22 protein-coding genes and 1 pseudogene are annotated in these 25,374 nt (G+C 64.0%); 13 read left to right on the top strand and 10 right to left on the bottom strand.

Going from position 1 to position 25,374, the window contains the following annotated elements; translation table 11 throughout:
• Nucleotides 1-193 precede the first annotated feature (193 nt).
• Nucleotides 194-1,138 (bottom strand): glutathione synthase, encoded by a 945-nt coding sequence (gshB, locus tag HB777_29275; GenBank protein ID QND67625.1) that lies wholly within the window; start codon nucleotides 1,136-1,138, stop codon nucleotides 194-196.
• Between the two features lie 250 nt (nucleotides 1,139-1,388).
• Here gshB and HB777_29270 point away from each other — a divergent pair, with 250 nt between their 5' ends.
• The 8 genes from HB777_29270 (at nucleotide 1,389) to HB777_29235 (ending at nucleotide 8,072) form a co-directional block, all read left to right on the top strand.
• Nucleotides 1,389-1,535, top strand: coding sequence for a hypothetical protein (locus tag HB777_29270; protein ID QND62441.1), 147 nt, complete (start codon nucleotides 1,389-1,391; stop codon nucleotides 1,533-1,535).
• Nucleotides 1,532-1,930 (top strand): GtrA family protein, encoded by a 399-nt coding sequence (locus HB777_29265; GenBank protein QND67624.1) that lies wholly within the window; start codon nucleotides 1,532-1,534, stop codon nucleotides 1,928-1,930. Before HB777_29270 ends, HB777_29265 begins: the two co-directional genes overlap by 4 nt.
• Nucleotides 1,931-2,124: 194 nt before the next feature.
• Nucleotides 2,125-3,474, top strand: a complete 1,350-nt coding sequence (locus tag HB777_29260; GenBank protein ID QND67623.1) for an EAL domain-containing protein — start codon at nucleotides 2,125-2,127, stop codon at nucleotides 3,472-3,474.
• 163 nt (nucleotides 3,475-3,637) lie between these two features.
• Nucleotides 3,638-4,405 (top strand): SDR family oxidoreductase, encoded by a 768-nt coding sequence (locus HB777_29255; protein ID QND67622.1) that lies wholly within the window; start codon nucleotides 3,638-3,640, stop codon nucleotides 4,403-4,405.
• On the top strand, nucleotides 4,402-5,361 hold the full coding sequence (locus HB777_29250; protein QND67621.1) for a 2-dehydro-3-deoxygalactonokinase: 960 nt from the start codon (nucleotides 4,402-4,404) through the stop codon (nucleotides 5,359-5,361). Before HB777_29255 ends, HB777_29250 begins: the two co-directional genes overlap by 4 nt.
• The gene (locus HB777_29245) at nucleotides 5,358-5,996 is read left to right on the top strand and encodes a 2-dehydro-3-deoxy-6-phosphogalactonate aldolase (GenBank protein QND67620.1); all 639 of its coding nucleotides are present in this window, start codon (nucleotides 5,358-5,360) and stop codon (nucleotides 5,994-5,996) included. The genes HB777_29250 and HB777_29245 overlap by 4 nt, the downstream gene beginning before the upstream one ends.
• On the top strand, nucleotides 5,996-6,877 hold the full coding sequence (locus HB777_29240) for an SMP-30/gluconolactonase/LRE family protein (GenBank protein QND67619.1): 882 nt from the start codon (nucleotides 5,996-5,998) through the stop codon (nucleotides 6,875-6,877). The genes HB777_29245 and HB777_29240 overlap by 1 nt, the downstream gene beginning before the upstream one ends.
• A 121-nt stretch (nucleotides 6,878-6,998) precedes the next feature.
• Nucleotides 6,999-8,072, top strand: coding sequence for a D-alanine:D-lactate ligase-like protein (locus HB777_29235; GenBank protein QND68945.1), 1,074 nt, complete (start codon nucleotides 6,999-7,001; stop codon nucleotides 8,070-8,072).
• Nucleotides 8,073-8,108: 36 nt separating this feature from the next.
• On the opposite strand, the gene HB777_29230 is transcribed toward HB777_29235, so the two are convergent.
• The 9 genes and pseudogenes from HB777_29230 to dnaK form a co-directional block, all read right to left on the bottom strand.
• Nucleotides 8,109-8,525 carry a GFA family protein gene (locus tag HB777_29230; GenBank protein ID QND67618.1) on the bottom strand — a complete coding sequence of 139 codons (417 nt, stop codon included), beginning with the start codon at nucleotides 8,523-8,525 and terminating at the stop codon, nucleotides 8,109-8,111.
• Nucleotides 8,526-8,527: 2 nt separating this feature from the next.
• Nucleotides 8,528-9,013, bottom strand: a complete 486-nt coding sequence (locus HB777_29225; protein QND67617.1) for a polyketide cyclase — start codon at nucleotides 9,011-9,013, stop codon at nucleotides 8,528-8,530.
• Nucleotides 9,010-9,330 carry a helix-turn-helix transcriptional regulator gene (locus HB777_29220; protein QND67616.1) on the bottom strand — a complete coding sequence of 107 codons (321 nt, stop codon included), beginning with the start codon at nucleotides 9,328-9,330 and terminating at the stop codon, nucleotides 9,010-9,012. The genes HB777_29225 and HB777_29220 overlap by 4 nt, the downstream gene beginning before the upstream one ends.
• Before the next feature lie 277 nt (nucleotides 9,331-9,607).
• Nucleotides 9,608-9,895 carry a DUF1330 domain-containing protein gene (locus HB777_29215; GenBank protein QND67615.1) on the bottom strand — a complete coding sequence of 96 codons (288 nt, stop codon included), beginning with the start codon at nucleotides 9,893-9,895 and terminating at the stop codon, nucleotides 9,608-9,610.
• A gap of 32 nt (nucleotides 9,896-9,927) precedes the next feature.
• The gene (gene pyrF, locus HB777_29210; GenBank protein QND67614.1) at nucleotides 9,928-10,626 is read right to left on the bottom strand and encodes an orotidine-5'-phosphate decarboxylase; all 699 of its coding nucleotides are present in this window, start codon (nucleotides 10,624-10,626) and stop codon (nucleotides 9,928-9,930) included.
• Nucleotides 10,623-11,219 (bottom strand): NAD(P)H-dependent oxidoreductase, encoded by a 597-nt coding sequence (locus HB777_29205; protein ID QND67613.1) that lies wholly within the window; start codon nucleotides 11,217-11,219, stop codon nucleotides 10,623-10,625. The genes pyrF and HB777_29205 overlap by 4 nt, the downstream gene beginning before the upstream one ends.
• A gap of 45 nt (nucleotides 11,220-11,264) precedes the next feature.
• Entirely contained in the window at nucleotides 11,265-11,870 is a 606-nt protein-coding gene (locus HB777_29200) for an SAM-dependent methyltransferase (protein QND67612.1), read from the bottom strand.
• A gap of 169 nt (nucleotides 11,871-12,039) precedes the next feature.
• A pseudogene (gene dnaJ / locus HB777_29195) lies at nucleotides 12,040-13,171 on the bottom strand (molecular chaperone DnaJ).
• A gap of 212 nt (nucleotides 13,172-13,383) precedes the next feature.
• On the bottom strand, nucleotides 13,384-15,300 hold the full coding sequence (gene dnaK, locus HB777_29190; protein ID QND67611.1) for a molecular chaperone DnaK: 1,917 nt from the start codon (nucleotides 15,298-15,300) through the stop codon (nucleotides 13,384-13,386).
• Between the two features lie 489 nt (nucleotides 15,301-15,789).
• Here dnaK and HB777_29185 point away from each other — a divergent pair, with 489 nt between their 5' ends.
• The 5 genes from HB777_29185 (at nucleotide 15,790) to HB777_29165 (ending at nucleotide 25,353) form a co-directional block, all read left to right on the top strand.
• Nucleotides 15,790-17,751 carry a hypothetical protein gene (locus tag HB777_29185; protein QND67610.1) on the top strand — a complete coding sequence of 654 codons (1,962 nt, stop codon included), beginning with the start codon at nucleotides 15,790-15,792 and terminating at the stop codon, nucleotides 17,749-17,751.
• A gap of 10 nt (nucleotides 17,752-17,761) precedes the next feature.
• Nucleotides 17,762-21,631 carry a hypothetical protein gene (locus HB777_29180; protein QND67609.1) on the top strand — a complete coding sequence of 1,290 codons (3,870 nt, stop codon included), beginning with the start codon at nucleotides 17,762-17,764 and terminating at the stop codon, nucleotides 21,629-21,631.
• 223 nt (nucleotides 21,632-21,854) lie between these two features.
• Nucleotides 21,855-22,532: a ribulose-phosphate 3-epimerase gene (locus tag HB777_29175; protein ID QND67608.1), complete on the top strand. Its 678-nt coding sequence runs from the start codon at nucleotides 21,855-21,857 to the stop codon at nucleotides 22,530-22,532.
• Between the two features lie 375 nt (nucleotides 22,533-22,907).
• Nucleotides 22,908-23,654 (top strand): GntR family transcriptional regulator, encoded by a 747-nt coding sequence (locus tag HB777_29170; GenBank protein ID QND67607.1) that lies wholly within the window; start codon nucleotides 22,908-22,910, stop codon nucleotides 23,652-23,654.
• Nucleotides 23,655-23,838: 184 nt separating this feature from the next.
• Complete coding sequence (locus tag HB777_29165) at nucleotides 23,839-25,353, top strand: malonyl-CoA synthase (protein QND68944.1); 1,515 nt, start codon at nucleotides 23,839-23,841, stop codon at nucleotides 25,351-25,353.
• Nucleotides 25,354-25,374 lie beyond the last annotated feature (21 nt).

Below are 25,374 nucleotides of genomic sequence, written 5' to 3'. Positions count from 1 at the left end.
CTGTCGTGCAACCAACAGGAAACAGCAAGGTCAGTAGCGGGAAGGAAAGCCCATCGCCGGTGTCGATCCGCAGCGGGCTTACGCAATCGCCCGATCAAATCAAGAACATTACAAGAATACGCAGCCGCACCGGTCGCGGTTGGGTTGTGCCCGGTTGCAAAAGTGGAACATGGTTAAGACAAAGTGAAAACGGTTACGTCCTCCGCTTCCCCTCGACCGCGTCCCAGAACAAGCTGGCGATGTCGGCGCCCCCAAAACGCTTGACCTCGCGCACGCCGGTCGGCGAAGTCACGTTGATCTCGGTCATGTAGTCGCCGATGACGTCGATGCCGACCAGGATAAAGCCGCGCTCCTTCAGCGAAGGTCCTATGCGGGCGCAGATATCGCGCTCACGCTCCGTCAACTCGGTCTTTTCGGCGCGGCCGCCGACATGCATGTTGGAGCGGGAATCATGTTCGGCCGGCACCCGGTTGATGGCGCCGACCGGCTCGCCGTCGATCAGGATGATGCGCTTGTCGCCCTTGCGCACGTCCTTCAGATAGCGCTGCACGATGTAGGGTTCGCGGAACATCTGGCCGAACATTTCCAGCAGCGAGGCAAGGTTGCGGTCGCCCTCGAGCAGATGGAAGACGCCGGCGCCGCCATTGCCGTAGAGCGGCTTGACGATGATGTCGCCGAACTCCTTGCGGAAGGCGGCGACTTCGAGCGGATCCTTGGTGATCAGCGTGTCCGGCATCAGGTCGGAAAACTCGGTGACGAAGATCTTTTCCGGGCTGTTGCGCACCCAGGCCGGGTCGTTGACCACCAACGTCCTGGGATGGATGCGTTCCAGAATGTGCGTGGTGGTGATGTAGTTCATGTCGAAGGGGGGATCCTGGCGCAGCAGGACGACGTCCATCTCCGACAGATCGGTACGCACCTTCTCGCCCAGCGAATAGTGGCTGCCCTTCTCGTCGCGCACCTGCATCTCCTCGATGCGGGCAAACACCTTGCCGTCGCGCAGCGACAGCCGGTCGGGCGTGTAGTGGAACAGAAGATGGCCGCGCCGCTGCGCTTCCAGCGACAGCGCGAACGAGGTGTCGCCGGCGATCGACACGGTGGAGATGTGGTCCATCTGGACGGCGATTTTCAGCTTCATGGCGGGTCTCCGGCGGCTCGGATGGGCGACTGTCTTGCCTGTACAGGCTCACTGCCCGTCTGCCAATCGCGACATTTTGAAGATTGGCATCAGCAAGCCGCAAACCCGGGCCGGCGCCCGATCTGCCGGCCATCTGGAGCCAAGGCGACACTGCGCGTCATCGCTTTCTTAAGCCTTGTCGTGCAAGGGTAAGCCCCGAATGCGCCCGGCCGTGCTGACGCAGCCCCGGGCACTCGATGGAACAACGACCATGAACGCCGTCACCGCCATCCGCGCCGCCGCAACCAGACAGCTCGAATCCACCATCCTGATGCCATGCCTCAACGATGATTTGTCGGCCGATGACTTGCTGGCCGATGACTTGCCGGCCGACCAGCTGCCGGCGCGCGACGCATGAGCGAAGCATTGCCGGCCTTTGTCCAGAGACGCCTGTTCCGATTCCTGACGGTCGGCGTCGGCGCCGCATTGCTGTTCTTCGTTCTGTCGTGGCTCCTTGTGTCGCTGGGCCTTTCGCCCTTCATCGGCAGTGTCATCGCCTATGCGATTGCCTTTGTAGTGGCTTATAGCGCACAGCGCGGCTGGACATTCGGCGGCCAGCACGATCACGTCAGCGCCATGCCGCGCTATCTTGCCCTGCAGCTCGGATGCGCTCTGTTTTCGGGCCTGGTGTCGCACCTGGCGGTTACGCGTTTCGGCTTGTCGGCGCTCGCCATGTCGGCGCTGACGACGGTTGCCGCAGGCGCGGTGAGCTACGTCATGTCGTCGCTATGGGTGTTTCCGACCCGCGGCTAGCGCGTTTTTTGCGCGCCATTTTGGGCTTTGTGAAGGAACCGGCCCCGGCCCGCGCCGCCACTCGCATCCGTCCCGTGCACATGAGGCAACTTAGCCCGCGAAAAATCGATTTCGCGATACGTTTCCTAAAGGGTTTGCTGCCAGTCTCGAAATAAATTCCGACGTCACAAAACAGGGACACCACAGGGACACCGATGCAAACTTCGTTTGGCACCGGTCAGGCAAACAGGGAGAGCACGGATCTGGCATTCACCGATCCGTTGACCGGGCTTGGCAACCATCGCCGCTTCTTCGACAAGGTCGATCGCCTGATCAGCGACCGTGCCGACGATCCCGCACCCTTTACCGTCGGCATTCTCGACCTCGACGGCTTCAAGCCGATCAACGATTTGTTCGGCCACAAGGCCGGTGACGATATCCTGATCCAGGTCGCCATGCGGCTGCGCGCCTCGATGGACGGCCACTCGACGGTCTGCCGCATCGGCGCCGACGAATTCGCCTTTCTCTATCCCCTGGTGTTCAGCGAGGATGCAGCGGCTGAAAAGTCCCGCATGCTGATCGAGATCCTGTCGGCGCCCTACGATGTCGGCGAACGCACCGCCAGGCTCTCGGCCTCGGTCGGCTGCTCGCTGTTTTCTTCGGGCGACGAAACCACCGAAATCCTCGTCAACAAGGCCGAAACGGCTCTCTATCACGCCAAGCGTTCCGGTCGTGGCCGCGTCGTCGTCTACACCCGCGAGATGGAAGAGGCGGCCAAGCGCGTCACCCGCATCGAACAGGCGCTGCGCCGGGCTGTTTCGGCCGGCGAGGTGGAGCCGCATTTCCAGCCCATCGTAGACCTCAACACGCGCCGCACCATCGGCTTCGAGACACTGGCGCGCTGGACCGATCGCGACCTAGGCTCGGTGCCGCCAACGGTCTTCATTCCCATCGCCGAGGAGCGCGGCATCATCGGCCCGTTGTCGCAGCTGGTGCTGCGCAAGGCGACAGAGGCCGCCAGAAGCTGGCCGAAGGACCTGTTCCTGTCCTTCAACCTGTCACCCTCGCAGCTCGTCGACCAGAACACCGGCCTGCACATACTGGCGATCCTCGACCGCACCGGCTTCGATCCGCACCGGCTGGAGATCGAGATCACCGAGACCGGCCTGATGAACGACCCGGCCTCGGCCGCGCAGATCGTCGAGGACCTGCGCCGCGTCGGCATCCGCGTCTCGCTCGACGATTTCGGCACCGGCCAATCCTCGCTCGGCCGCTTGCGCGAATTCCATTTCGACAAGCTCAAGATCGACCGCGCCTTCGTCTCCTCCATTCTCGACGACAGGCCGTCCGAACACATCATCCGCGCCATTCTCGCAATGTGCGAGGGGCTCGGCATGGACGTCGTCGCCGAAGGCATCGAGCAGGAGGCGCAGGCCGATCGCCTCGTCCAGTTCGGCTGCGCCGGCGGGCAAGGCTATCTGTTCGGCAAGCCGGTCGATGCCGACGCCACGCTCGGCTATCTCCGCGATTCCTTCCGCGGCGCCTTGCGCGCCAAGGCGATCTGACCGGCGATCCCCCGCAGTCGGCAATCCCGACGGTGCCGCTGTGCCATCCAGTGCGGCGCATTGTCGTTTTGTCTGACATAAGCCCAGAAATCCGGCGGTTCGCCCTTGCCCGCGCGCCTCGCGTGGCTAGGATGCGCGCCGGCCAAGCTGGGAGAGTACAGATATGATGCCATCGGCGCATTTTGCCGACCTCGAAGGAGCCTCGGTGCTGATCACCGGCGGCGGCTCCGGCATAGGTGCTGCACTGACCGAGGGTTTTGTGCGCCAGGGCGCCAATGTCGCCTTCGTCGACATCGCCGACGGTCCGAGCACGGCCCTTGCCGATCGCATCGAGAAAGAGTTCGGCAGGCGGCCGCTCTATCTCAAAACCGATTTGCGCGACGTCGAGGCCCTGCGGGCGTCCGCCGCGAAGGCCGCCGATGCGCATGGCGATGTCACCGTGCTGGTCAACAATGCCGCCTGGGATGAGCGCCACGCCGTCGAGGACGTGACGGTAGAGTTCTGGGACAACAACCAGGCAATCAATCTCAGGCCGCATTTCTTCACCGCGCAAGCGGTGGCGCCGGGCATGAAGCGGGCCGGCGGCGGTTCGATCATCAACTTCACCTCGACATCCTATTTGATCAACCACCCCGACATGCCGTCCTACACGGCCGCCAAGGCCGGTATCCTCGGCCTCACCAAGGGGCTGGCCGGCAAGCTCGGCGTCGACGGCATCCGCGTCAACGCCATCGCACCCGGCTGGGTGATCACCGAGCGGCAGAAGGAGCTCTGGGTGACCGAGCAGGGACTTGCCGCCCATGTCGCCAAGCAGTGCATCAAGCAGGTGATGCAGCCGGACGACATCGTCGGCACGGTGCTGTTCCTGGCCTCGGACGCCTCGCGCATGCTGACCGCGCAGATGCTGATCGTCGATGGAGGCTTCCTGTGAGCCAAGGGTTTGCCGGCAACGCGCCGGCGGTAGCCGCGGTCGACTGGGGCACGACCCGCATGCGGGTCTGGCTGATCGACGGGCAAGGCAAGGTGCTTGCCGAACGCCGCGGCGATGATGGCCTGATCACCGCCCAGCAAAAGGGCTTTTCGACCATCCTCGAAGGGCATCTGGCGGCGATGGGGGCGCCGGAGGCGCTGCCCGTCATCATCTGCGGCATGGCCGGTTCTCGCCAGGGTTGGCTGGAAGCGCCTTATGTCACCGTGCCGGCGCCGCTCAGTGCCATCCTGGCGGGTGCCGCCAGCGTGCCCGGCCAAAGCCGCGACATCCGCATCGTTCCGGGTCTTGCCCAGCGGCTGACTGACGCGCCCGACGTCATGCGCGGCGAGGAAACCCAGCTTGCCGGCGCCGGCCTGCCGGCCAAGGGACGCCAGCTGGTGTGCATGCCCGGCACCCATTCGAAATGGGTGCTGGTCGAGGACGGCGCCGTTGCCGGCTTCGGCACCTGGCCGACCGGCGAGCTGTTTTCCGTACTTGCCGCGCATTCGATCCTGCGCCATTCGCTCGGCGAGCACCCCAAGCCGGTCACATCGGACAATCCGTTCTTCCGCCGCTGGTGCGAAACCGCATTGGGCGAGGGCGGCGATGTCACCTCGCGGCTGTTTTCCATCCGCGCCGCCGGCCTGCTGCAGGACCTGAAAGCCGACGATGCCGCAGCCTGTCTGTCCGGCCTTCTGATCGGCGGCGAGATCGCCGCTGCCAGCCGCCGTCACGGCGCCGGTGCGGAACCCGTGGTGCTGGTTGCCTCCGGCGCGCTGGCCGCGCTCTACCACTCAGCACTTGGTCTTGCCGGGCTTGAGGTCCGGACCGTCGATGCCGACGAGGCGGTGCGTGCCGGTCTCGTCGAGGCGGCGCGCGAGAACGGCATGATCGCCAGAACCGGAGTTACCCGATGAGCCAGACCGCACCTTTCCCAAAGCTCAAGCGCGGGCTGGTCGCCATCCTGCGCGGCCTCAAGCCGAGTGAAGCGATCGCAATAGGCCAGGCACTGTTTGACGCCGGCATCGAGGCGATCGAAGTGCCGCTCAACTCACCGGAGCCGTTTTCGTCGATCGCCCGGATTGTCGAAGTGCTTCCGAAAACAGCCCTGGTCGGCGCCGGCACGGTGCTGACGCCAGCCGATGTCGATGGCTTGCACAAGGCTGGCGGGCGGCTGCTGGTCAGCCCCAACATCGATGCCGAGGTGATGGCGCGTGCCATGCACTACGGCATGGTGACGATGCCCGGCGTGTTCACGCCGACCGAGGCCTTCCTGGCGATCAAGCTCGGCGCCTCGGCCCTGAAATTCTTCCCGGCGAGCGTGCTGGGTGCTGCCGGCATTTCCGCGATGCGCGCGGTGTTGCCGACGCAAACGGTGGTCGGCGCTGTCGGTGGCGTCTCCGAGAAAGATTTTGCCGGCTACAAGGCCGCCGGCGTGACGGCCTTCGGGCTGGGCTCCAGCCTGTTCAAGCCGGGCATGAGCGTCGACGAGGTGGCGGTGCGTGCGCAGGCTGCCGTCACGGCCTGGGATGCGGTGTTCGGAGAAGCATGATGAGCGAAGCGATCGTTTCGGTTTTTTCCGATCACGTCTGCCAACTCGGCGAAGGGCCGAGCTACGATCCGGCCATCGATACGCTGTTCTGGTTCGACATCGTCAACAGCCAGCTTCTGGAAAAGCGGCTGTCCGGCGGCGCGACCACCGTCCATGAGCTCGGCCAAATGGCGAGCGCCATCGCCGTCATCGACGAGAAGCGCCAGCTGATCGCTGCCGAGACCGGCCTTTATGTCCGCGATGTCGCGACAGGCAAGATGACGCTGCACACGTCTGTCGAGGCCGACAATCCGGTCACGCGCTCCAACGATTCCCGGGTCCATCCCTGCGGCGCCCTGTGGATGGGCACGATGGGCAAGAAGGAGGAAAAGGGCGCCGGTTCGATCTACTGGTTTTTCAAGGGCGAACTGCGCCGCCTGTTTTCGGACATCACCGTGTCGAACTCGATCTGTTTTTCCGAAGATGGCACGATCGCCTACTACACCGACACCTCGACCGGGCTGCTGATGCGCGTCGCCTGCGACCCGGCGACCGGCCTGCCTGCCGGTGAGCCGAAGGTGTTCGTCGATCACCGCTCGGCCAAGGGCTATGTCGATGGGTCCGTGCTCGACCGCGACGGCATCCTGTGGAACGCCGTCTGGGGCGGCAGCGTCATCGAAGCCTATGGACCCGACGGCAAGCGCGTCCGCACGGTCGCCATGCCGGTGACGCAGCCATCCTGCCCGGCCTTTGTCGGCGCCAAGGCCGACCGGCTGGCGGTCACCTCCGCCTGGTCGGGCAAGGATGAGAAGCAGCGCCTGCTGGATCTGCAGGGCGGCATGACCTTTCTGCTCGATATTCCCGTCAACGGCCGCTTCGAGCCGCGTGTGCTGATCGCCTGATTTGAACCTGCGGTCGGACGGTGTGTTGTCACGCAACCGTCCGACCCGGTCGGTTTCGCGAGAGCCTGACGCCTCGACCATGCGATGGTGGGCGATCGTGTCGTCGGGAACCGTTCATCTCATGCCAAGCCGCAAGCCGAAACTGATCCTCGTCCATGAGCCGGAAAAGGCTTGCCTGGACCGGCTGGTCGCCGACGATCATGCACCACAGCGCGCTATCGAAATCGCGTCCTATCTGGCGCAGTCGACCGACCTCGCCCCTGAATTCGATGCGCTTGCCGCAGCCTGCTTGGAGCGTGGTCTGTCCTTCGCAGCGGTGCCGCTGGACGACGCCGCGAGCGTGCTCGCCAGCGAGCACCCCAGCACAACGCTGGTCTGGACGCTGACCGACGGCATTGCCTATTTCCGGGGCGGCGCGGCGCCCGCTTTGGCGAGACTGGGCGGCTTCAAGACGATTGGCGCCGACGATGCGCTGTTCGCACTTTGCCAGGACAAGTTCCGCTCCGGCGCCGTGCTTGGCGCGCTCGGCCTGCCGGTGCCGCGGGCCGGTCTTGCGCGTGACGGGAGATGGCTGGTCGAGCCGCCAGCCTCGCGCGCCGGCTGGTTCGTCAAGCCCAACCGGCTCGGCGCCAAGATCGGCATCTGGGCGGATTCGCGCTGCGGCGATCTCGGTCACGCTTTGGAGCTCAGCCGGCGCGTCTTTTCGGCCTATCGCGATGATGTCGTCGTCCAGCCCTATGTCGCCGGCCGCAACGTGCGCGCCAGTTTCCTCGGCCTGGTGCCTGGCGCCGGAGTCGAAGCGCTTGGCGTCGCCTTTGTCGATTCAGGCGCCGATTTCCAGACCATGGCGGACAGCCTGGCGCTCTACGGCGACACTGGCGAGGCAGCGAAAGCGGCGGGACACTATGCCGAACCGGAACTCGTCTCGGTCGCCGCCAGCCAGCCGGCCGCCGACGCCAGGATTCGCGCGATCGCCGGGCGGCTGATAAGCGGGCTCGGCCTGCGCGACGTGTTTTCCATCGATCTCAGGGTAGAGGCCGACGACACCGTCCACCTCATCGAGTTCGAGGTCTGCCCCGGCCTGCCCTGCTTCGATTTCCGCGCCTATTGCCGCCAGCAATGGGGCCTCGAGCTTGCCGACGCCATGGCCGAAACCGCGGCCAGCCGGCTGATCGGCCAGGAGCGTCGCGTTTAATGGCGTGACGGCAGATCGCGGATCGACCGGCAGACGCTATCCCCGAGGCATTCGCTCGAACGCCTGCAGGGACGGATCCATAATGTCCCAGGCATGGCCGCGGATGGTGTAGGTGACCGCCTGCGGATTGAACTGGTCCGGGTCGTCCAGGCTGGTGGCGTTGATCGCTATGAACTCCGGCATGGCGACGAATGTCAGGTAGACCGGCGTCCCGCAGGTTGGGCAGAAGGCGTGGATCTTTTCGTTGCCGCTGGCGCCCGCCACCCGCCAGGTGCTCGCCTCGCCGGTGATTGCCATGTCGGCGCGCCGGCCGAAGGTCATATAGGATCCATGGCCCGTGCCTGAGCGCTTCTGGCAATCGATGCATTGGCAGTGGTTCTGAAAGATGGGCTCGCCGCTGGTTTCATAGCGGATCGCGCCGCATGCACAGCCGCCGATATAGCGCTTGGTCATTGTCATTCTCCCGCTGCGATCAGGGCTGATTTCGGCTTGGCGAACAGATCGATGCCGTTGCCGGTTTCCAGGAAGGATTTCAGGCTGGAGAGAACGGCCGGCCAACCCTGGCTGACGCCCTTCGCCATGCCGCTGCCGGCTTCGAGTTCGTCATGGCTGACGGTCAGCCGCACCATGGTGTCGTATTCCTCGATGGCGAACGTCACCCGGCTGGTTTTCGACGGATCGTCGGCCTGCGAAGCGTTGGCCCAGGTGATGACGAGGCGGGTCGGCGGCGAGATCTCGACGACCTTGCCGACCAGTTCGACGGTCCGTTCGTCATTGGCGCGGATGTGTTCCCATTTCGATCCCGCCTTCCAGTCGGAGACGTTCTCGTGGCCCCAATAGCGCCTTGCGACATCGGGCTTGATTATGGCCTCGAACACCTTTTGCGGCGTCGAGCGGATATAGGTCACGTAGACAAAGCTCGTGGTCTCTTTGGTCGTCATTGGTCCTCTCCTTCGAGTTCTTGCTTCAGGTCGTGCAGCAGGCTGAGCCGCTGCCGTTCGAATTTCCGCACCCAGCGCTCGTAGACTTCGTGCAGCGGCACGGGGTTGATGAAATGCAGCTTCTCGCGGCCGCGCTTGACCGTGCTCACCAGATTGGCCGCCTCCAGCAGGTCGAGGTGCTGGGTGGCGGATTGCCTGGCCATGTCCAGGTTTTCGCAAAGCTGACTGAGCGTCTGCCCGTTCTGCTCACACAGAAGGTCAAGCAGCCTTCTGCGTGTCGGGTCGCCCAGCGCTTTGAAAACCTTGTCGGCGTCCATTGGTCTCGCTCTGATGTGAAGCCATAATATGCAGGTAAATACCTGCATGTCAACCAGCAGCCCCCACGCGCTGCAATGGCTCAAGCGAAGGCTATTCGGGCTGGCAGTGGACTGCTCGACCAGCCGTGTGTCGGCACGGCTCTGCTGCTGGCGCCTGCTGCTTGGCAGGTCGCCACGGAAGGCGGGGGCGAAGATACGGGAAGTGAGCCTGCGGGGCTTCGCTCGAAGCGCAGCATGATTTCCGGCGAACCGGATACGCTTTCGGAATTAAAGGACCTCAGGCGCCCTCGACCAGAACGATCTCGCCGTCAGCGACTTTCTGGCGGATGGCGACCGCGCGCTGGTATTCCGGCGAGTGATAACAATCATGTGCCGCGGCGAGCGATTCGAACTCGATGATGACATTGCGTGCGCGGCCGGGTCCTTCGGCCTTTTCATGCTCGCCGCCGCGCGCCAGGAATTTCGCGCCGAAGCGCTCGAAGGCAGGCTTGGCAGCAGCGACATAGTCCTTGTAGCCTTCAGCGTCGCGCACATCGACGCGGGCGATCCAGTATCCCTTGGGCATGTCTTGTCTCCGAACTTTGTTTTTAGAAAACCTCAGGCCGAGCGCATCTCGTTGAGGATGGCTTCGGCCGCTTCCCGTTTGTTGGCCGCCGCGACGATCGGCCGGCCGACGACGAGGTGGCTGGAGCCGTTGCGGATCGCTTGGCCCGGCGTCACCACGCGCTTCTGGTCGCCATGGTCGCTGCCCGTGGGCCGGATGCCCGGTGTGACCACTGCCAGGTCGGGCCCGGCGATGCGGCGTACCGCTTCCGCTTCCTCGGCCGAGCAGACGATGCCGCCCATGCCGGCATGCAGTGCCTGTTCCGAGCGCCGCAGCACCAGTGTGTGCGGGTCATATTCATAGCCCGCGTCGATCATGTCCTGCTCGTCCATCGAGGTCAGCACACTGACCGCAAGCAGGCAAAGGTCACTGCCGCGCGCTGCTTCCACCGCCGCCCGCATCGCCTTTGGATAGGCGTGGATGGTCAGCATGGTCATGCCCATCTTGACGATGTTCTCGACGCCCTTGGCCACCGTGTGGTCGATGTCGAGCAGCTTCATGTCTAGGAAGATTTTTGTCCCGCCGCTGGCGAGTTCTCGGGCGAAGTCGAGCCCGCCGGCGAAGGCCAGTTGGTAACCGATCTTGTAGAAGGAGACGACGCCGTCGAGCTCGCGCACCGCCTGCTCGGCTTGCTTCACGGTCGGCACGTCGAGGCCGACGATGAGCCGGTCGCGCATGCTATCGGCGATCATGCCTCGATCCGGGTGGACAGCATGCGCGAGGTTTCGATCAGCGTGCGGCATAGGTGCTCCATCGATTTGTGCAGTCTTTCGTCGCGGAAATCGCCGTCCTCGTCGAAGGCGTCGCCGCCCTCCGGCACCGAGCACTCCGGTGTCACCACCTCCATCTGGCAGCGCACCAGAACGGCGCGCAGATGGTTGATGCAGCGGATGCCGGCAAAGTGGCCGTTGGAGGATGAGCAGAGGCCGGCGGCCTTGCCGGCCAGCGGCCTGATCGGCCGGCCAGCATCCCTGCGCACCCGGCTCACCCAGTCGATCGTGTTCTTCAGCAGTGGCGGGATGGAGCCGTTATACTCCGGCGTGGCGATCAGCAGCCCGTCATGGGTGGCGATGAGACGGCCGAGTTTAACGGCGTTTTCAGGAACGCCCTTTTCCTTTTCCAGATCCTCGTCGAGGATCGGCAAGGGATAGTCGGCGAGCGAGATGCGGGTCACCTCGGCGCCCTGCACGGCAAGTTCCTTCTGCGCCACGTCAGCGGTCCTGCCGCTGTAGGCGCCGCTGCGCACCGAGCCGGCGAAGACCAGGATTTTCGGGATCACTGCCATTGGCCACCCTTGTCCACGGACAGGTACAGCCAAGAACCGCTCAAATCAATGAGCCTCGCGCCGGTAGATCCACAGCTGCGTCGGCGGGATGTTGCGGAAGATGAAATCGAAATGCTTGACCGTGTAGTTGCCGCGCCCAGCCGGGATCGGCGACATCGGGCCATAGGTCAGCTGCACGATCGGCCGTCCGGCCGGGATGCGGTCGAGCAGGCTCTCGATATAGGCGATGCGCTGGGCGACCGGAAAGTTGAGCAGCGGCACGCCCGAAACGACGGAATCGAAGATCATCCCGCTCTTGTCGCCAAGCGTGGCGTTGAGGTTGAAGGCGTCGCCCTCGATGACGTTGACGCCGGGATAAAGCCGCCGCAAATGGCGCACGAAATCCGTGTTGTATTCGACCGCGTAAAGGTTTTCTGGCCGCACGCCCAGGGCGAGGATGGCGCGGGTGATGACGCCGGTGCCGGGGCCGACCTCGAGCACCGGCAGGCCGGATTTCGGATTGACGATCGAAGCCATCTTGCGGGCGGTGATCGAACTGGTCGGCACGATCGAGCCGACCGTCTTCGGCTTGTCGATCCAGCCCTTGAAGAATTTGAGTTCGTCGTCGAACTTTTCGACAAGCGCCTTCCGCAGTCCAGGGCCACGTGTCATGCAAGCTCTCCTCAGTGCTCCCCGCAAGTTACTTAACACCTGAGCGGTGCAAGGCAAGGCGCGGCCGGACGCATGTCGTGGATAAGATAATTTTCGTCGCGTCTCAAGGCGCTGCGCGTCTTACGGATTTTCGCGGCCAGAACCGGTTTCTGGCCGTGGGCGACATGCGTCAACGCTCGCCGAAGGATTCGAAGAAATCCTTCATGCGGGCGAAAAAAGCCGCTCGATTGGGGCGAATTGTCCTGTGAGGAGAGCTGTTCGAACTCCTCCAGCAGTTCACGCTGGCGCCGGGTGAGGTTCTGCGGCGTCTCGACCGCGGTCTGGATGTAGAGGTCGCCGATATTGGGCTGGCGCAGCACCGGCATGCCCTTGCCCTTGAGGCGGAACTGGCGGCCGTTCTGGGTGCCTTCGGTCACCTTGACCTTGGTCTGGGTGCCATCCAGCGTCGTCACCTCGAAGGAGCCGCCAAGGGCCGCTGTCGTCATCGAGATCGGCACCTTGCAATAGAGATCGGCGCCGTCGCGCTGGAAGAACTCGTGCGGCTTGACCGCCAGGAAAATATAGAGGTCGCCCGACGGTCCGCCACGCAGGCCGGCCTCGCCCTCATTGGCAAGGCGGATGCGGGTGCCGTCCTCGATGCCGGCCGGGATGTTGACCGACAGCGAACGCTCCTCGGTGACGCGGCCCTGGCCGGCGCATTTCGGGCACGGATCCTTGATCGTCTGGCCACGCCCCTGGCATTGCGGGCAGGTCCGCTCGATCGAGAAGAAGCCCTGCGTGGCGCGCACCTTGCCGTGGCCGTTGCACATCGAGCAGGTGACGGGCTGGGTGCCGGGCTTGGCGCCGCTGCCCGAACATTCCGAGCAGGAGATCGACGCCGGCACGCGGATCTGCGCGGTCTTGCCGGCAAAAGCCTCTTCCAGCGTGATTTCCATGTTATAGCGCAGGTCGGCGCCGCGCTCGCGGCCACCCGACGAGCGGCGCTGGCGCCCGCCCATCATGTCGCCGAAAATATCCTCGAAGATATCGGCGAAGCCGCCGGCGCCAAAGCCTTGCGCGCCGCCATTCATGCCGCCCTGCTCGAAGGCCGCGTGGCCGAAGCGGTCATAGGCCGCGCGCTTCTGCGGGTCCTTCAGCGTCTCGTAGGCTTCGTTGATTTCCTTGAACTTGTGCTCGCAGGAATGATCGCCGGGATTGCGGTCGGGATGGAACTGCATGGCGAGCTTGCGGAAAGCGCTCTTGAGCTCCTTCTCATCGGCGCCTTTTTGTACGCCCAGCGTCTCGTAGAAATCAGCTTTCATTTTTTCCCGCTGTCCGGATGCTCAACGTCTTGAAGCATTGTTGCGTCGTTTGCCGGCACGTTGTCCCGATTTAGGTGCGATGAGATCGGGATGCCAGTGTTGGCGCGGGTTTGCCCGCATTTTTTCGGCGTGGTCCGCTGTTTTTCCGCAAAGGGTTGCAAAAAAGCCCGGCTTTGCGCCGGGCTTTCAGCATTATCTTGCCGTCAAACGGTTCAGGCCGACTTCTTCTTGTCGTCGTCCTCGTCGATTTCCTCGAAATCGGCATCGACCACGTCACTGTCCTTGGCGGCGTCCGCCTTGGCATCGGCTTCCGCCGCTTCCTTCTGCGAAGCCTCGTACATGGCCTGGCCAAGCTTCATCGAAGCCTCGGCGAGCGCCTGGCTCTTGGCCTCGATGTCGGCCGCGTCATCGCCTTCGGTCGCGGCCTTCAGCGCGGTGATCGCATCGGCAATTGCCGTGCGGTCGCCTTCCGAAACCTTGTCGCCATATTCCTTCAGCGACTTCTCCGAGGAATGCAGCAGCGCTTCGGCCTGATTGCGGGCTTCGACCAGCGCGCGCCGCTTCTTGTCGGTCTCGGCATTGGCCTCGGCGTCCTTGACCATCTTCTCGATGTCGGCGTCCGAAAGACCACCCGATGCCTGAATGCGGATCTGGTGCTCCTTGCCGGTGCCCTTGTCCTTGGCCGAAACGTTGACGATACCGTTGGCGTCGATGTCGAAGGTGACCTCGATCTGCGGCACGCCACGCGGCGCCGGCGGGATGCCGACCAGGTCGAACTGGCCGAGCGCCTTGTTGTCGGCGGCCATTTCGCGCTCACCCTGGAAGACCCGGATGGTCACGGCCGACTGACTGTCCTCGGCCGTCGAGAACACCTGGCTCTTCTTGGTCGGGATCGTCGTGTTGCGTTCGATCAGGCGGGTGAACACGCCACCCAGCGTCTCGATGCCGAGCGACAGCGGCGTCACGTCGAGCAACAGCACGTCCTTGACGTCGCCCTGCAGCACGCCGGCCTGGATGGCGGCGCCGAGAGCGACGACCTCATCGGGATTGACGCCCTTGTGCGGCTCTTTGCCGAAGAACTGCTTCACGATCTCCTGGATCTTGGGCATGCGGGTCATGCCGCCGACCAGGACGACTTCGTCGATCTCGCCGGCCTTCAGGCCGGCATCCTTGAGCGCTGCCTTGCAAGGGGCAATCGTGCGCTGGACCAGGTCGTCGACCAGCTGTTCGAACTTGGCGCGCGTCAGCTTCAGCGTCAGGTGCTTCGGCCCGGTCGCGTCGGCGGTGATGAAGGGCAGGTTGATTTCGGTCTGCGTGGTCGACGACAGCTCGATCTTGGCCTTTTCAGCCGCCTCCTTGAGGCGCTGCAGGGCGAGCTTGTCGTTCTTCAGGTCGATACCCTGTTCCTTCTTGAACTCGGCCGCCAGATATTCGACCAGGCGCATGTCGAAATCCTCGCCGCCGAGGAAGGTGTCGCCATTGGTCGACTTGACCTCGAACACGCCGTCGCCGATTTCGAGCACCGAAATGTCGAACGTGCCGCCGCCAAGGTCGTAGACGGCAATGGTCTTGCCTTCCTTCTTGTCGAGGCCGTAGGCAAGCGCCGCAGCCGTCGGCTCATTGATGATGCGCAGCACTTCAAGGCCGGCGATCTTGCCGGCGTCCTTGGTTGCCTGGCGCTGGGCGTCGTTGAAATAGGCCGGAACGGTGATGACCGCCTTCTCGACCTTCTCGCCGAGATAGGCTTCCGCCGTCTCCTTCATCTTCTGCAGGATCATGGCCGAGATCTGCGAGGGCGACTGCTTCCTGCCGCCGGCCTCGACCCAGGCATCGCCATTGTCGCCCTTGACGATCTTGTAGGGGACAAGCTTCTTGTCCTTCTCCGTCACCGGATCGTCATAGCGGCGGCCGATCAGGCGCTTGACCGCGAAGATGGTGTTTTCAGGATTGGTGACCGCCTGGCGCTTGGCCGGCTGGCCGACGAGACGTTCGTCGTCGCCGCTGATGGCGACGATGGAAGGCGTCGTGCGCGCGCCTTCCGCATTCTCGATCACCTTCGGCTCCTTGCCATCCATGATGGCGATACAGGAGTTGGTGGTGCCGAGATCGATACCGATTACTTTTGCCATTTTTCTAGTCTCTCCGCTAAGCAGGCTCTCAGGACCCGTACAGGCGTTCCAACGAAAGCCCCTGTTCACAAGAAATTCCGTTCCGGCAACCGGCATACCGGCGCCGAACGGCTTGGCGCGTATATAAGAACAGGCGGCATCGCGCGCAAGCATTCTGCGCAAGGCTTCCATGAACCTTTCCACCTCCGCCTGCGACTGATGTCCAGGTGCCGCATGGTGCGGCCCGGAAAGGAAGCCCCCCATGACCAATAACCCAGAGACTCCGCGGTCTCCGGGAACAACAGGAGCTCGGCGCGACCACCGCCTTCGGGACGGGGTCGATGCGCTGGGCTTTCCGCTGATTCCGTTGACCCTGCGTAAGAGCAGGCGTATCGTGACTTTGAGGAAAGCAGACAATTCGATCAGGGAAGAACGAGCCGGAACGCCGCGCCTTGCCCTGATTTGCGCGGCCAGACTGGACGTTTCTCCCGTCGATTACGGGGGAGTGTCATGTCTCGCATCCGCGGCTCGTTCCTATCGTCTCTTCATGGTCGTCTGCATCGTGCCGCGCATGCTGGCGGCGCATTGCTGGCGCTGGCGCTCGCCGCCGGCCTGTGGCTGGGTGGCGCCGCGCAGGCGCAGGAAACCCAGATCATCTATCCCGGCTCGATGGCGGTGACCGGATTTTCCGGCACCATCATTCCCAATTTCGATGAGGGCTTGCCGCCCGGCGTCGATCCGGTCGACGAAACCTTCATCGACCCCACGCGCGCCACCTTGCGCGTGTTCGACGTTTCACACCTGGGTGGACCGGCCGCCGGCCAGCTCGTTTTCACGCCGCCGCCTTTCGAGGTGACGGCAGAGCAGATCGGCCAGGTGTTCGGCGTGACCTATGACGACGGCGTGCGCGACGGCGTTCCATCAGGCATTCCCAATCTCTATGCAGGCGCCACCTCGCTGCACGGCATCCGCATCGTCACGCCGGACGCCGACGATGACGGTCGCCCCGAGCGGCAGCGCCGCGGCACATCAGGCGCCACCTTCATGGATGGCCAGTTCGGCACCGAAAACGGTGGTGGGCCGGGCACCATCTGGAAGATCGACGGCATCACCGGCCAGGTCTCCAAATTCGCCGACATCGACACCAACAGCGGTCCCGGCATCGGCAATCTGACCTTCGATGCCAGCCACCGCCAGTTCTTTGCGTCCGACCTCGACACCGGCCTGATCCATCGCATCGATGCCGACGGCAGGCTGATCGACAGCTTCGACCATGGCGTGGCCGGCCGCCCGGCGCATGGGCTCGATCCCGTCGCCGACGACGGGTCGGTCATGGACATACAGGGTGCTGCCTTCGACAGCGAAGACCCAGACAGCTGGGGCTACACGCAGGACGAGCGCCGCGTATGGGGCGTCTCCTATCATGGTGGCCGGCTTTATTATTCGGTCGGCGAAAAGTCGGAAATCTGGTCGGTGGGCATTGCCCGCGACGGCACCTTTGCCGGCGACCCGCGTTGGGAACTGACGGTCAAGGCCGACAAGGACTATGCCGTCACCGACATCGCCTTCGACAACAGCGGCTTCATGTACCTGGCCCAGCGCGGTCCGGTCGAAAACCGCTATGATTACAGCCAGTTCGCCGATTCCGGCAAGGGCGAGGTCATCCGCTACTTCAGAGAGAACCCGGACGATCCGGAAACGGAATCGGTCTGGGTCGAAGTGCCGCAGGAATATGCGGTCGGCTTCCCGCAAGGCAACAGGCAGTCGGCCGGCGGTCTTGATCTGCAATATGGCTATGATGCTGATGGCAATCTCGACACCTCGGTCTGCACGCAGACCCTAGTCAACACCGGCGACAAGCTGCGCGACAATCCGGCTCTGGCCGAACAGCTCGCCGCCGGCGGGCCGCTGGCCGTGCATGGCGTGCAGATCACGCCGAAAGAGCTGGTCAAGCCGGCCAACGTGCCGCCCTTCGGCTCGTGGTTCGTCGACTTCGACGGCTATTTCGAAGACCCGGAGGTCGAGGGACATGTCGGCGACGTCGCCGTCTGGCACCCCTGCGAGGGCCGCGCCGGCTACTATGAAGAAATCCCGGGCGGCTATCTGCCCCCCTTCTACCCGCCGGACTTCCCACCGCCCGGCAACCTGCCTCCGTGTATCGATGTCGAGGACGTCCAGTACTACTGCACGCCTTCCGGCCTCGAGGCCGATCTCTATCTCCATGATCATGCCGGCTTCGGCGGCGATTCGATCAAGGCCCAGTCCAGGACGCCAGGCGTCGGGGTAACCACCCGGCAGTCGCATGCGCCCGGCAAGCCCTACACGATCGACATCACCGGCCATTATCCGGGCGACACAGTCGATGTCGGGCTCTGCTTCTACAGGCAGTCCGACAAGGACAAGGGTGGCTACTACCCTTGCTGCAAGATGACTTTGCCGCTCAGAACCCCAGCCGTCAGCTGCGAACGTTGAGGAGGGGAAGATGAAAAATCTCGCACTCTCCCCACTCGCAACGAGCAACAAGCCAACCGTCATGGAGACGATCATGAAACCCCTGTCATACGCCAGGCGCGGCGCGCGCTGGCTGATGGCGGCCGGTATCGCGGTCGCCATGTTCACCCCGGTGCAAGGCTTCGCGGAAGACACTGCCCCGATCACCCCGGAGCTGAAGCTCGACCTCGACAGTTCGCGCGTCATCACTCCGAGGCCCGACCGGGTCGTACCCTTCTTCACCAAGAAAGGCACTCAACGAGGCTGCGACTACGTCGTCTATTCGCTGAGCTTCGGCTTGCGCGGCGATCCGCAGGGCCTTGCCGACCCAAGCCTCGAGGCCAGGCTGAAGAAGGTCCGGGTCGACTTCAAGGACCAGCTTCCGCACGGCCTTGAGATCGTCAACGTCAATGTGTCCGGCGACGGCACGGATGCGTCCGGCGGACCGCTGCCGGGGGCGACGATCAGCACGTCGGCAAATCCGAACGATACGGCCACGGTTTCCGATTTCCGCATCTCCACTTCCGATCTCGACGGCGTCGGCGCTCCCAACGAGCGCGTCATCAACTTTCGGATCACGGCCAAGATCGATCATGCGGCATTTCCCGCGCCGACGATCGTCGACAACCAGGGCATGATCAAGGTGACGGCCGGACCGGGCACGGGGACCATCATCCCGTCGCAGGATCCGGGCAGGCCCGACGACGGCGACTTCAAGACCGGGGTGAAGACCTCGATCAAGATCGACATCACCAAGTGCAACCCGCCACCACCACCTCCCGGCAAGGAATGCTTCAAGGTGGAACGCGGCACGGTCGACTGCGTGCCTGGCGGCGGCGCCTTCATCTACCACATGCCGGTCGGCCCGGAGATGGGCGGCAAGTGGGTGCAGGTGTCGACGTCCACGCCCGGCATCACCATCATCCCCGACACCCAATTGGTGCCGGCGGGCGGCGGTGTGCTCAACTGGAAGATCGTCGGCGCCTCGCCCGGTGACGTCATCCACCTCATCGTCACCGGCATCGAAACCTATGCCGGTCCGAAGGAAGGCTGGGGCCTGTGCTGCACGCAGACGATCGACATCGTCATCCCGCGTGACCAGAGGTGCCCGCCCAAGGACAAGGAGCCGGACCTCAAGGTCGAGAAACGCGCCGACGTGACGCGTTGCACGATGGGTGGCGGCTGCGACTTCACCATCAGGGTCACCAATGTCGGCACCGGTGCCTACCACGGCAAGATCGTGCTCGACGAGGTGACGCTGCCGGCCGGATCGACGCTCGATTCAGGGCCCAATCCGCCCTGGGTCTGCGTACCCGGCACCACCCCGATGATTTGCACCTATCCGGTGACCACGCTCAATCCGGGCGCCTCCGTCGACCTCAAGCTCGGCTTCAAGCCGGCTGGAGGCTGGCAAGGCAGCGTCTTGCGCAACTGCGCCACCTATAATTATGGGGCCAGCGGCAAGCCGCTTTTCGGCAGCCAGTCGAACGATCGCGGCTGTGCCTCGATCCCGATCTGCCGGCGCGGCGACCGTGACCGCGACTGCCAGCCGCCGGTCGAAAAGAAGGTCGACCTGATCCTGAAGAAGCGTGCCCGTATCCCGGTCTGCACGGCCGACGGCATCTGCTACTTCGTGATCGACATCATCAACAATGGCACGTCGACCTATAACGGGCCGCTGACGGTGATCGACACCTATCCGGGCGGCGCGCCGTCCTCCTCGACCTTCGGCCCGAGCCCGCCCTGGACATGCGGACCGAACGGCCCCGGCCAGTTCCGCTGCGACAATGCGGGGATCTCGCTGCCTCCGGGCGGCTCGACACCGATCGTCGTCAAGGCGGTCATGCCGGCCGGCTACCAGTCGGACACGGTGGAGAACTGCGCCGCGGTGAAGCCCATCCCTGGTGAAAACGACCTCACCAACAACAAGGCCTGCGCCAAGGAACGCTTCCGTCATCCCAATGGCGGCAAGCCAACCCTGCGCATCACCAAGGTGTGCAACGGCTCGCTCGCCGGTGCAGCGGTCATCTCTTGCCGCATCACCGTCATCAGCCTTGGCACCGCTGCCCCCACCGGTCCGGTGCGGGTCAACGATGCCGCCACGCTGGTGGCCGGCGGCGCGCCCGTCCAGATCCAGACCGTCACCCCCGACGGCGCGGAATGGGCGTGCGGACCGGTTCCGGCCAATGCGCTGTCGTGCCAGATTCCGGGTGCCGTGATGACACCTGGAACCAGCCGCCACTTCGACGTGACGGTTTCGGCGAATGGCGCGTTCGAGAACTGCGCGCGCGGTTCGTATGGTCCGGCGCCCGGCGACGACATCGTCTATCCCTTTGGCCAGGCCTGCGCCAAGGGCGGCGGCTCTTCGACCATCCGTGTCGAAAAGACCGGTGACCGCGAATGCAAGCTCGGCCAACCCTGCTCGTTCGAGATCACCATCACCAATGATGGGACGACCCCCTTCTCGGGACCGGTCCGTATCGGTGATGCGATCGGCGTGGAGGGTCTCGGCAGGCTGGAAGGCGTTGCGATCACGTCGATCGATCCGCCCTTCGGCTGCTCGCCGGAACCGGCAACCTTGCCTGCGTCCTGCATTGCCAACCTGACGCTCGGCGCAGGCGAAAGCCAGGTGCACCATGTCACCGTGGTCATTCCCGACGACGGCCGCCTGGCCAATCTGCAGGGCAACGTCAGCGGCCAGAACTGCGTCGGCGTGCTCTCTCCCGACACACGGGTGCAAGGCGGCGGCGACGTGCTCGGCGGTGACCAGACCAATGTGCAGGGCGATCGCGGCAAGGCCTATGCTTGCCATCCCTTCACCATCAGCCAGGAGACGAAGAAGGAATGTTCGCAAGGCTTCGTCATGAACGACGCCGGCCGCTGCGTCTGCCCGGAAGGCACCACCTTCCGCAACGGCCAGTGCACCGGCGGTGGTACAAATATTCTGCCAACGCCGCCGCCGCCGAAGCGCTGCGTGCTGCTCGAAGGCCAGATCCGCACCGAGGACGGACGCTGCGTCTGCCCACGCGGAACCGGGCTTGAGAACGGCAAATGCGTCAGGACCGACAAGCCCGAGCAGTGCACGATCCGTGGCCAGGTCCACAATTCGGATGGCGATTGCATCTGTCCCAGGGGTACGGAAGTCAGGGACAATGCCTGCCGTCCGATCCGGCCGAAGCCCGAGCAGTGCACGATCCGAGGTCAGATCCACGACGCGAATGGAGACTGCGTCTGCCCAAGAGGGACCGAGGTCAGAAACGGCGCCTGCCGTCCGGTCCGGCCGAAGCCTGAGCAGTGCACCATCCGTGGTCAGATCCACGACGCGAATGGAGACTGCGTCTGCCCAAGAGGGACCGAGGTCAGAAACGGAGCGTGCCGCCCGATCCAGCCGAAGCCTGAGCAATGCACCATCCGTGGCCAGGTCCACAACGCCAACGGCGATTGCGTCTGCCCGAGGGGTACCGAGGTGCAGGGCAATGCCTGCCGGCGCAAGCAGCCGGTGCAGGAGCAGTGCGACATACGCGGCCAGGTCCACAACAAGCGCGGCGAATGTGTCTGTCCGCGTGGGACTGAGGTGATCGACGGTGCATGCCGCAAGCCCAGGCAGGAGGTGGAATGCGCACCGGGCTCGCAGATGATCAATGGCCAGTGCCAGCCGATCATCAGGCGGCGCTGCCCGGAAGGCACGATCGGGCGGTATCCGAACTGCCGGCCGGTCCGCGGGCAACCGACTCTGGAGCTCAACCCGGGCCTGCTGAACCCGAACGTCCTGCAGCAGCTGTTGCCACGGCGCAGGCCGCAGGTCGAGCAGCAGCAGGACGATCCGGTACCAAACAGAATCCTGAAACTCCAGCAGCAGTAGCCATCTGCTCGACGCCAGACCAGAAACCCGCCGGAGCAATCCGGCGGGTTTTTCTTATGGCTCCGGGGCAAGCGGAAATTGGCTGCAACACGATCGGAGACGCCACAACGCCACCCGGCCCGTGCAGCGATCGCGCCCGCGCACTCGACAAGTCGGCCGGAGCGCATTAGGCAGTCGATCCAGAGTGACTGGTATGAAAAGGGCGCTCGGAAAGGCCGCACCCATGAGCAGAAAAACCTTGATCGCACCATCGGTGCTGGCATCGGATTTTTCCAGGCTCGGCGATGAGGTCGAAGCGGTGGCGGCGGCCGGCGCCGACTGGATACATCTCGATGTGATGGACGGGCACTTTGTCCCCAACATCACCTTTGGCCCGCCGGTGATCAAGGCGATCCGCAACCGCACCAAGGCCTTCTTCGACTGCCATCTGATGATTGCCCCCGCCGACCCCTATCTGGCCGCTTTCGCCGAGGCCGGCTGCGACGGCTTGACCGTGCATGCCGAGGCCGGGCCGCATCTCGACCGCTCGCTGCAGACCATCAGGAACCTTGGCAAGAAGGCCGGAGTGTCGCTCAATCCGGCAACGCCTGAAAGCGTGGTCGAATATGTGCTCGACCGGCTCGACCTGATCCTGATCATGACCGTCAATCCGGGCTTTGGCGGCCAGGCCTTCATTCCGGCTGTTGTCGACAAGGTGAAGCGGGTCAAGGCGCTGATTGGCTCCCGGCCGATCCGCATCGAGATCGACGGCGGTGTTTCAGCCGAAACGGCGCCGCTGGTCACCGCTGCCGGCGCCGACGTGCTGGTGGCTGGCGCCGCCATTTTCAAAGGCGGCAGTGTCGAAGCCTACCGGCAAAACATCCAGGCGATCAGAACGGCAGCCGACAACGCAGCCGGCTAACTCACGGCGCATCGCGTCTTCTGGGTTTCGATCCTCGATGGCATTGCACCCCGGAAGCAGCGGCGGCCTGATTGGGCTTCACTGTTCGCCGCTTGTGCGCGCAACAGAACAGGTGGTCTCACGCACATACAAAAGAACAGGAAGAACAGATTCTCCTGCGTGCATACAAAACATGTTAAGTTTCCGCAGGTTGTGGGAATGCGCGGAATTACAGCATTGATCTCCGAAATGCCGCATATTCCTTTGTGCTAAAGTACAATAGCGTGATCTTCTGCTTGAGCGCGCGACGGCACGCGTTATATGGTACAAGTACGAAAAGGCGAATGCTGTCGGACTCGAATTGCCCAGGACAAGCTTTTGGGAGAAGGAGTCGCTGTGACATACGGAGCTGCCAATCTGAACGACGCCGCCGCAGGACCCAAGAGCACGCTTGCCAGCACGGTCTATCAGCAATTGCGTGACGACCTTCTCGGTGGTGTTCTTGAAGCCGAGAGCAAGCTGCGGGTCGAATGGGTGGTCTCCAAATATGGGGCTGGCGCTTCCCCTGTCCGCGAGGCTCTCAATCGCCTCGCTTCGGAAGGGCTTCTCGGCCGGCACGACCAGCGTGGCTTCTTCATCATGCCGGTCAGCGCGTCGGAACTCGAGGAGCTGACACGTACCCGCTGCTGGCTGGAGGAGCGAGCGCTTCGCGAATCCATCGCCCACCGCACCGCCGAATGGGAGGAACAGCTCGTCCTGGCGCTGCATCGCCTGGGGCGCGCGTCACGTCTTTCGCCGCAAAATCTCTTCTCGCTCAATCCCGATTGGGAGCGGCTGCATCGCATCTTCCACAGGGTGCTGATTTCGGCCTGCCGGTCGCAATGGTTGGTGGGGTTCTGCGACCAGCTTTCCGATCACGCCTATCGCTACCGGCAAATGGCCAATGATGGCGAAGGCGTCCAGCGCGACGATTTCGGCGAACATCGCCTGATCGCCGAATGTGCCCTGGACGGCAATGCCGATGGTGCGGTCGAGGCACTGATCAACCACTACCAGCTGACCGCCGCCATGTGCATGGAACGCTTCGAGCAGGACGAAGTTGCAAAGGCGATGGCCGGCAAGGCCGAACGCGCCCGGCGATAGCGGTCGTTTTCCCGCGGTCTTTTACGCCCCGTTGCTGGCAGCCTGTGGCATTGGCACGGCCGGCGTGAACCGTTGTCTGTGGTCTTGACGGCGCGGCCAAGAACCGCGAACTCTTCGCAGCCAAGGCATGCCGCTCCAGGCGCATGCGCAAGGCCTGCCGTTCCGCCACCCCAGGGAAGTCTTCATGAGCAATCATCTGTTCGATGCGTTCCGGTCCCGGATGCCGGCGCCAGGGCGCCTGCTGATGGAAACCGATGATGGCGGCTCGCTCACCTATGGCGATATGCTGGCGCGCTCGGCGCAGCTGGCGCATGCGCTCTTGCAGTTGGATGTCGAACCCGGCGACCGGGTCGCCGTTCAGGTCGAGAAGAGTCCCGAGGCGGTCCTGCTCTATCTCGCCTGCGTGCGTGCCGGCGCCGTCTTCCTGCCGCTCAACACCGCCTACACGCTGGCCGAACTGGAGTACTTCTTCAGCGACGCAGCGCCACGCCTGGTCGTTTGCGATCCGGCAAGGGCAGCCGACATCGCAGCGTTGGCGGGAAAATCGGGCGCCGCCACCGTCACGCTCGGCCGCGACGGCGAGGGATCGCTGACCGATCAGTCTTCGCGGCTGCCGGCGGATTTTCATGACGTGGCGCGCGGGCCGGATGACCTGGCGGCGATCCTCTACACATCGGGAACCACCGGCCGCTCCAAAGGCGCCATGCTCAGCCACGAGAACCTTGCCTCCAACGCGCGGGTGCTGGTCGAGCACTGGCGCTTCACCGGAGACGATGTGCTGATCCACGCATTGCCGATCTTCCACACGCACGGCCTGTTCGTCGCCACCAACGTCATCCTGATGGCTGGCGCCTCGATGCTGTTCGAGCAGAAATTCGATCCGGCCCGCATCGTCTCGCTGCTGCCGCGCGCCACGGCCCTGATGGGCGTGCCCACCTTCTACGTGCGCCTGTTGCAGCAGGATGGTCTGGACCGCGAGGCGGCGAAAACCATCCGTGTGTTCATTTCCGGTTCGGCGCCGCTGCTGGCCGAGACACACAAGGCCTGGCGCGAGCGCACCGGCCACGCGATCCTCGAACGCTACGGCATGACCGAGACCAACATGAACACCTCGAACCCCTATGAGGGCGAGCGGCGCGCCGGTACGGTCGGCTTCCCCTTGCCCGGCGTCACGCTTCGCATCGCCGATCCCGACAGCGGTGCAGCGCTTGCCCAAGGCGCGGTCGGCATGATCGAGGTCAAAGGCCCCAACGTCTTCGGCGGCTATTGGCGCATGCCGGAGAAGACCAAAGCGGAATTCCGCCCCGACGGCTTCTTCATCACGGGCGATCTCGGCATCATCGACGCCGACGGTTACGTCCACATCGTCGGCCGCGGCAAGGACCTGATCATTTCCGGCGGCTACAACATCTATCCGAAGGAGCTCGAAAGCGAGATCGACGCGCTCGACGGGGTTAGCGAAAGCGCCGTCATCGGCGTTGCCCATCCGGATTTTGGCGAAGGCGTCACCGCTGTCGTGGTGCGGGCGCCATCATCGCAGATCACCGGGGCCGAAATTCTCGGCGCCATCGCTGAACGCGTGGCGAAATACAAGCATCCGAAGCGGGTGATCTTCGTCGACGAGCTGCCGCGCAACACCATGGGCAAGGTGCAGAAGAACCTGCTGCGCGACACCTACAAGGGCCTGTACACGTCCTGAAGCTGGGGGTGTGCGGTCAGT

Source organism: Mesorhizobium loti, assembly GCA_014189435.1.
GTDB lineage: Bacteria > Pseudomonadota > Alphaproteobacteria > Rhizobiales > Rhizobiaceae > Mesorhizobium > Mesorhizobium loti_G.
The sequence above is the reverse complement of the archived record's forward strand: the minus strand, read 5'-3'. Positions and strand labels throughout refer to the sequence as shown.

What these genes read in the sequence shown, in the direction of transcription:
- gshB (QND67625.1), bottom strand. Translation starts at nt 1,138, where the DNA reads ATGAAGCTGAAAATCGCCGTCCAGATGGACCACATCTCCACCGTGTCG.
- HB777_29270 (QND62441.1), top strand. Translation starts at nt 1,389, where the DNA reads ATGAACGCCGTCACCGCCATCCGCGCCGCCGCAACCAGACAGCTCGAA.
- HB777_29265 (QND67624.1), top strand. Translation starts at nt 1,532, where the DNA reads ATGAGCGAAGCATTGCCGGCCTTTGTCCAGAGACGCCTGTTCCGATTC.
- HB777_29260 (QND67623.1), top strand. Translation starts at nt 2,125, where the DNA reads ATGCAAACTTCGTTTGGCACCGGTCAGGCAAACAGGGAGAGCACGGAT.
- HB777_29255 (QND67622.1), top strand. Translation starts at nt 3,638, where the DNA reads ATGATGCCATCGGCGCATTTTGCCGACCTCGAAGGAGCCTCGGTGCTG.
- HB777_29245 (QND67620.1), top strand. Translation starts at nt 5,358, where the DNA reads ATGAGCCAGACCGCACCTTTCCCAAAGCTCAAGCGCGGGCTGGTCGCC.
- HB777_29240 (QND67619.1), top strand. Translation starts at nt 5,996, where the DNA reads ATGAGCGAAGCGATCGTTTCGGTTTTTTCCGATCACGTCTGCCAACTC.
- HB777_29235 (QND68945.1), top strand. Translation starts at nt 6,999, where the DNA reads ATGCCAAGCCGCAAGCCGAAACTGATCCTCGTCCATGAGCCGGAAAAG.
- HB777_29230 (QND67618.1), bottom strand. Translation starts at nt 8,525, where the DNA reads ATGACCAAGCGCTATATCGGCGGCTGTGCATGCGGCGCGATCCGCTAT.
- HB777_29225 (QND67617.1), bottom strand. Translation starts at nt 9,013, where the DNA reads ATGACGACCAAAGAGACCACGAGCTTTGTCTACGTGACCTATATCCGC.
- HB777_29220 (QND67616.1), bottom strand. Translation starts at nt 9,330, where the DNA reads ATGGACGCCGACAAGGTTTTCAAAGCGCTGGGCGACCCGACACGCAGA.
- HB777_29215 (QND67615.1), bottom strand. Translation starts at nt 9,895, where the DNA reads ATGCCCAAGGGATACTGGATCGCCCGCGTCGATGTGCGCGACGCTGAA.
- pyrF (QND67614.1), bottom strand. Translation starts at nt 10,626, where the DNA reads ATGATCGCCGATAGCATGCGCGACCGGCTCATCGTCGGCCTCGACGTG.
- HB777_29205 (QND67613.1), bottom strand. Translation starts at nt 11,219, where the DNA reads ATGGCAGTGATCCCGAAAATCCTGGTCTTCGCCGGCTCGGTGCGCAGC.
- HB777_29200 (QND67612.1), bottom strand. Translation starts at nt 11,870, where the DNA reads ATGACACGTGGCCCTGGACTGCGGAAGGCGCTTGTCGAAAAGTTCGAC.
- dnaK (QND67611.1), bottom strand. Translation starts at nt 15,300, where the DNA reads ATGGCAAAAGTAATCGGTATCGATCTCGGCACCACCAACTCCTGTATC.
- HB777_29185 (QND67610.1), top strand. Translation starts at nt 15,790, where the DNA reads ATGTCTCGCATCCGCGGCTCGTTCCTATCGTCTCTTCATGGTCGTCTG.
- HB777_29180 (QND67609.1), top strand. Translation starts at nt 17,762, where the DNA reads ATGAAAAATCTCGCACTCTCCCCACTCGCAACGAGCAACAAGCCAACC.
- HB777_29175 (QND67608.1), top strand. Translation starts at nt 21,855, where the DNA reads ATGAGCAGAAAAACCTTGATCGCACCATCGGTGCTGGCATCGGATTTT.
- HB777_29165 (QND68944.1), top strand. Translation starts at nt 23,839, where the DNA reads ATGAGCAATCATCTGTTCGATGCGTTCCGGTCCCGGATGCCGGCGCCA.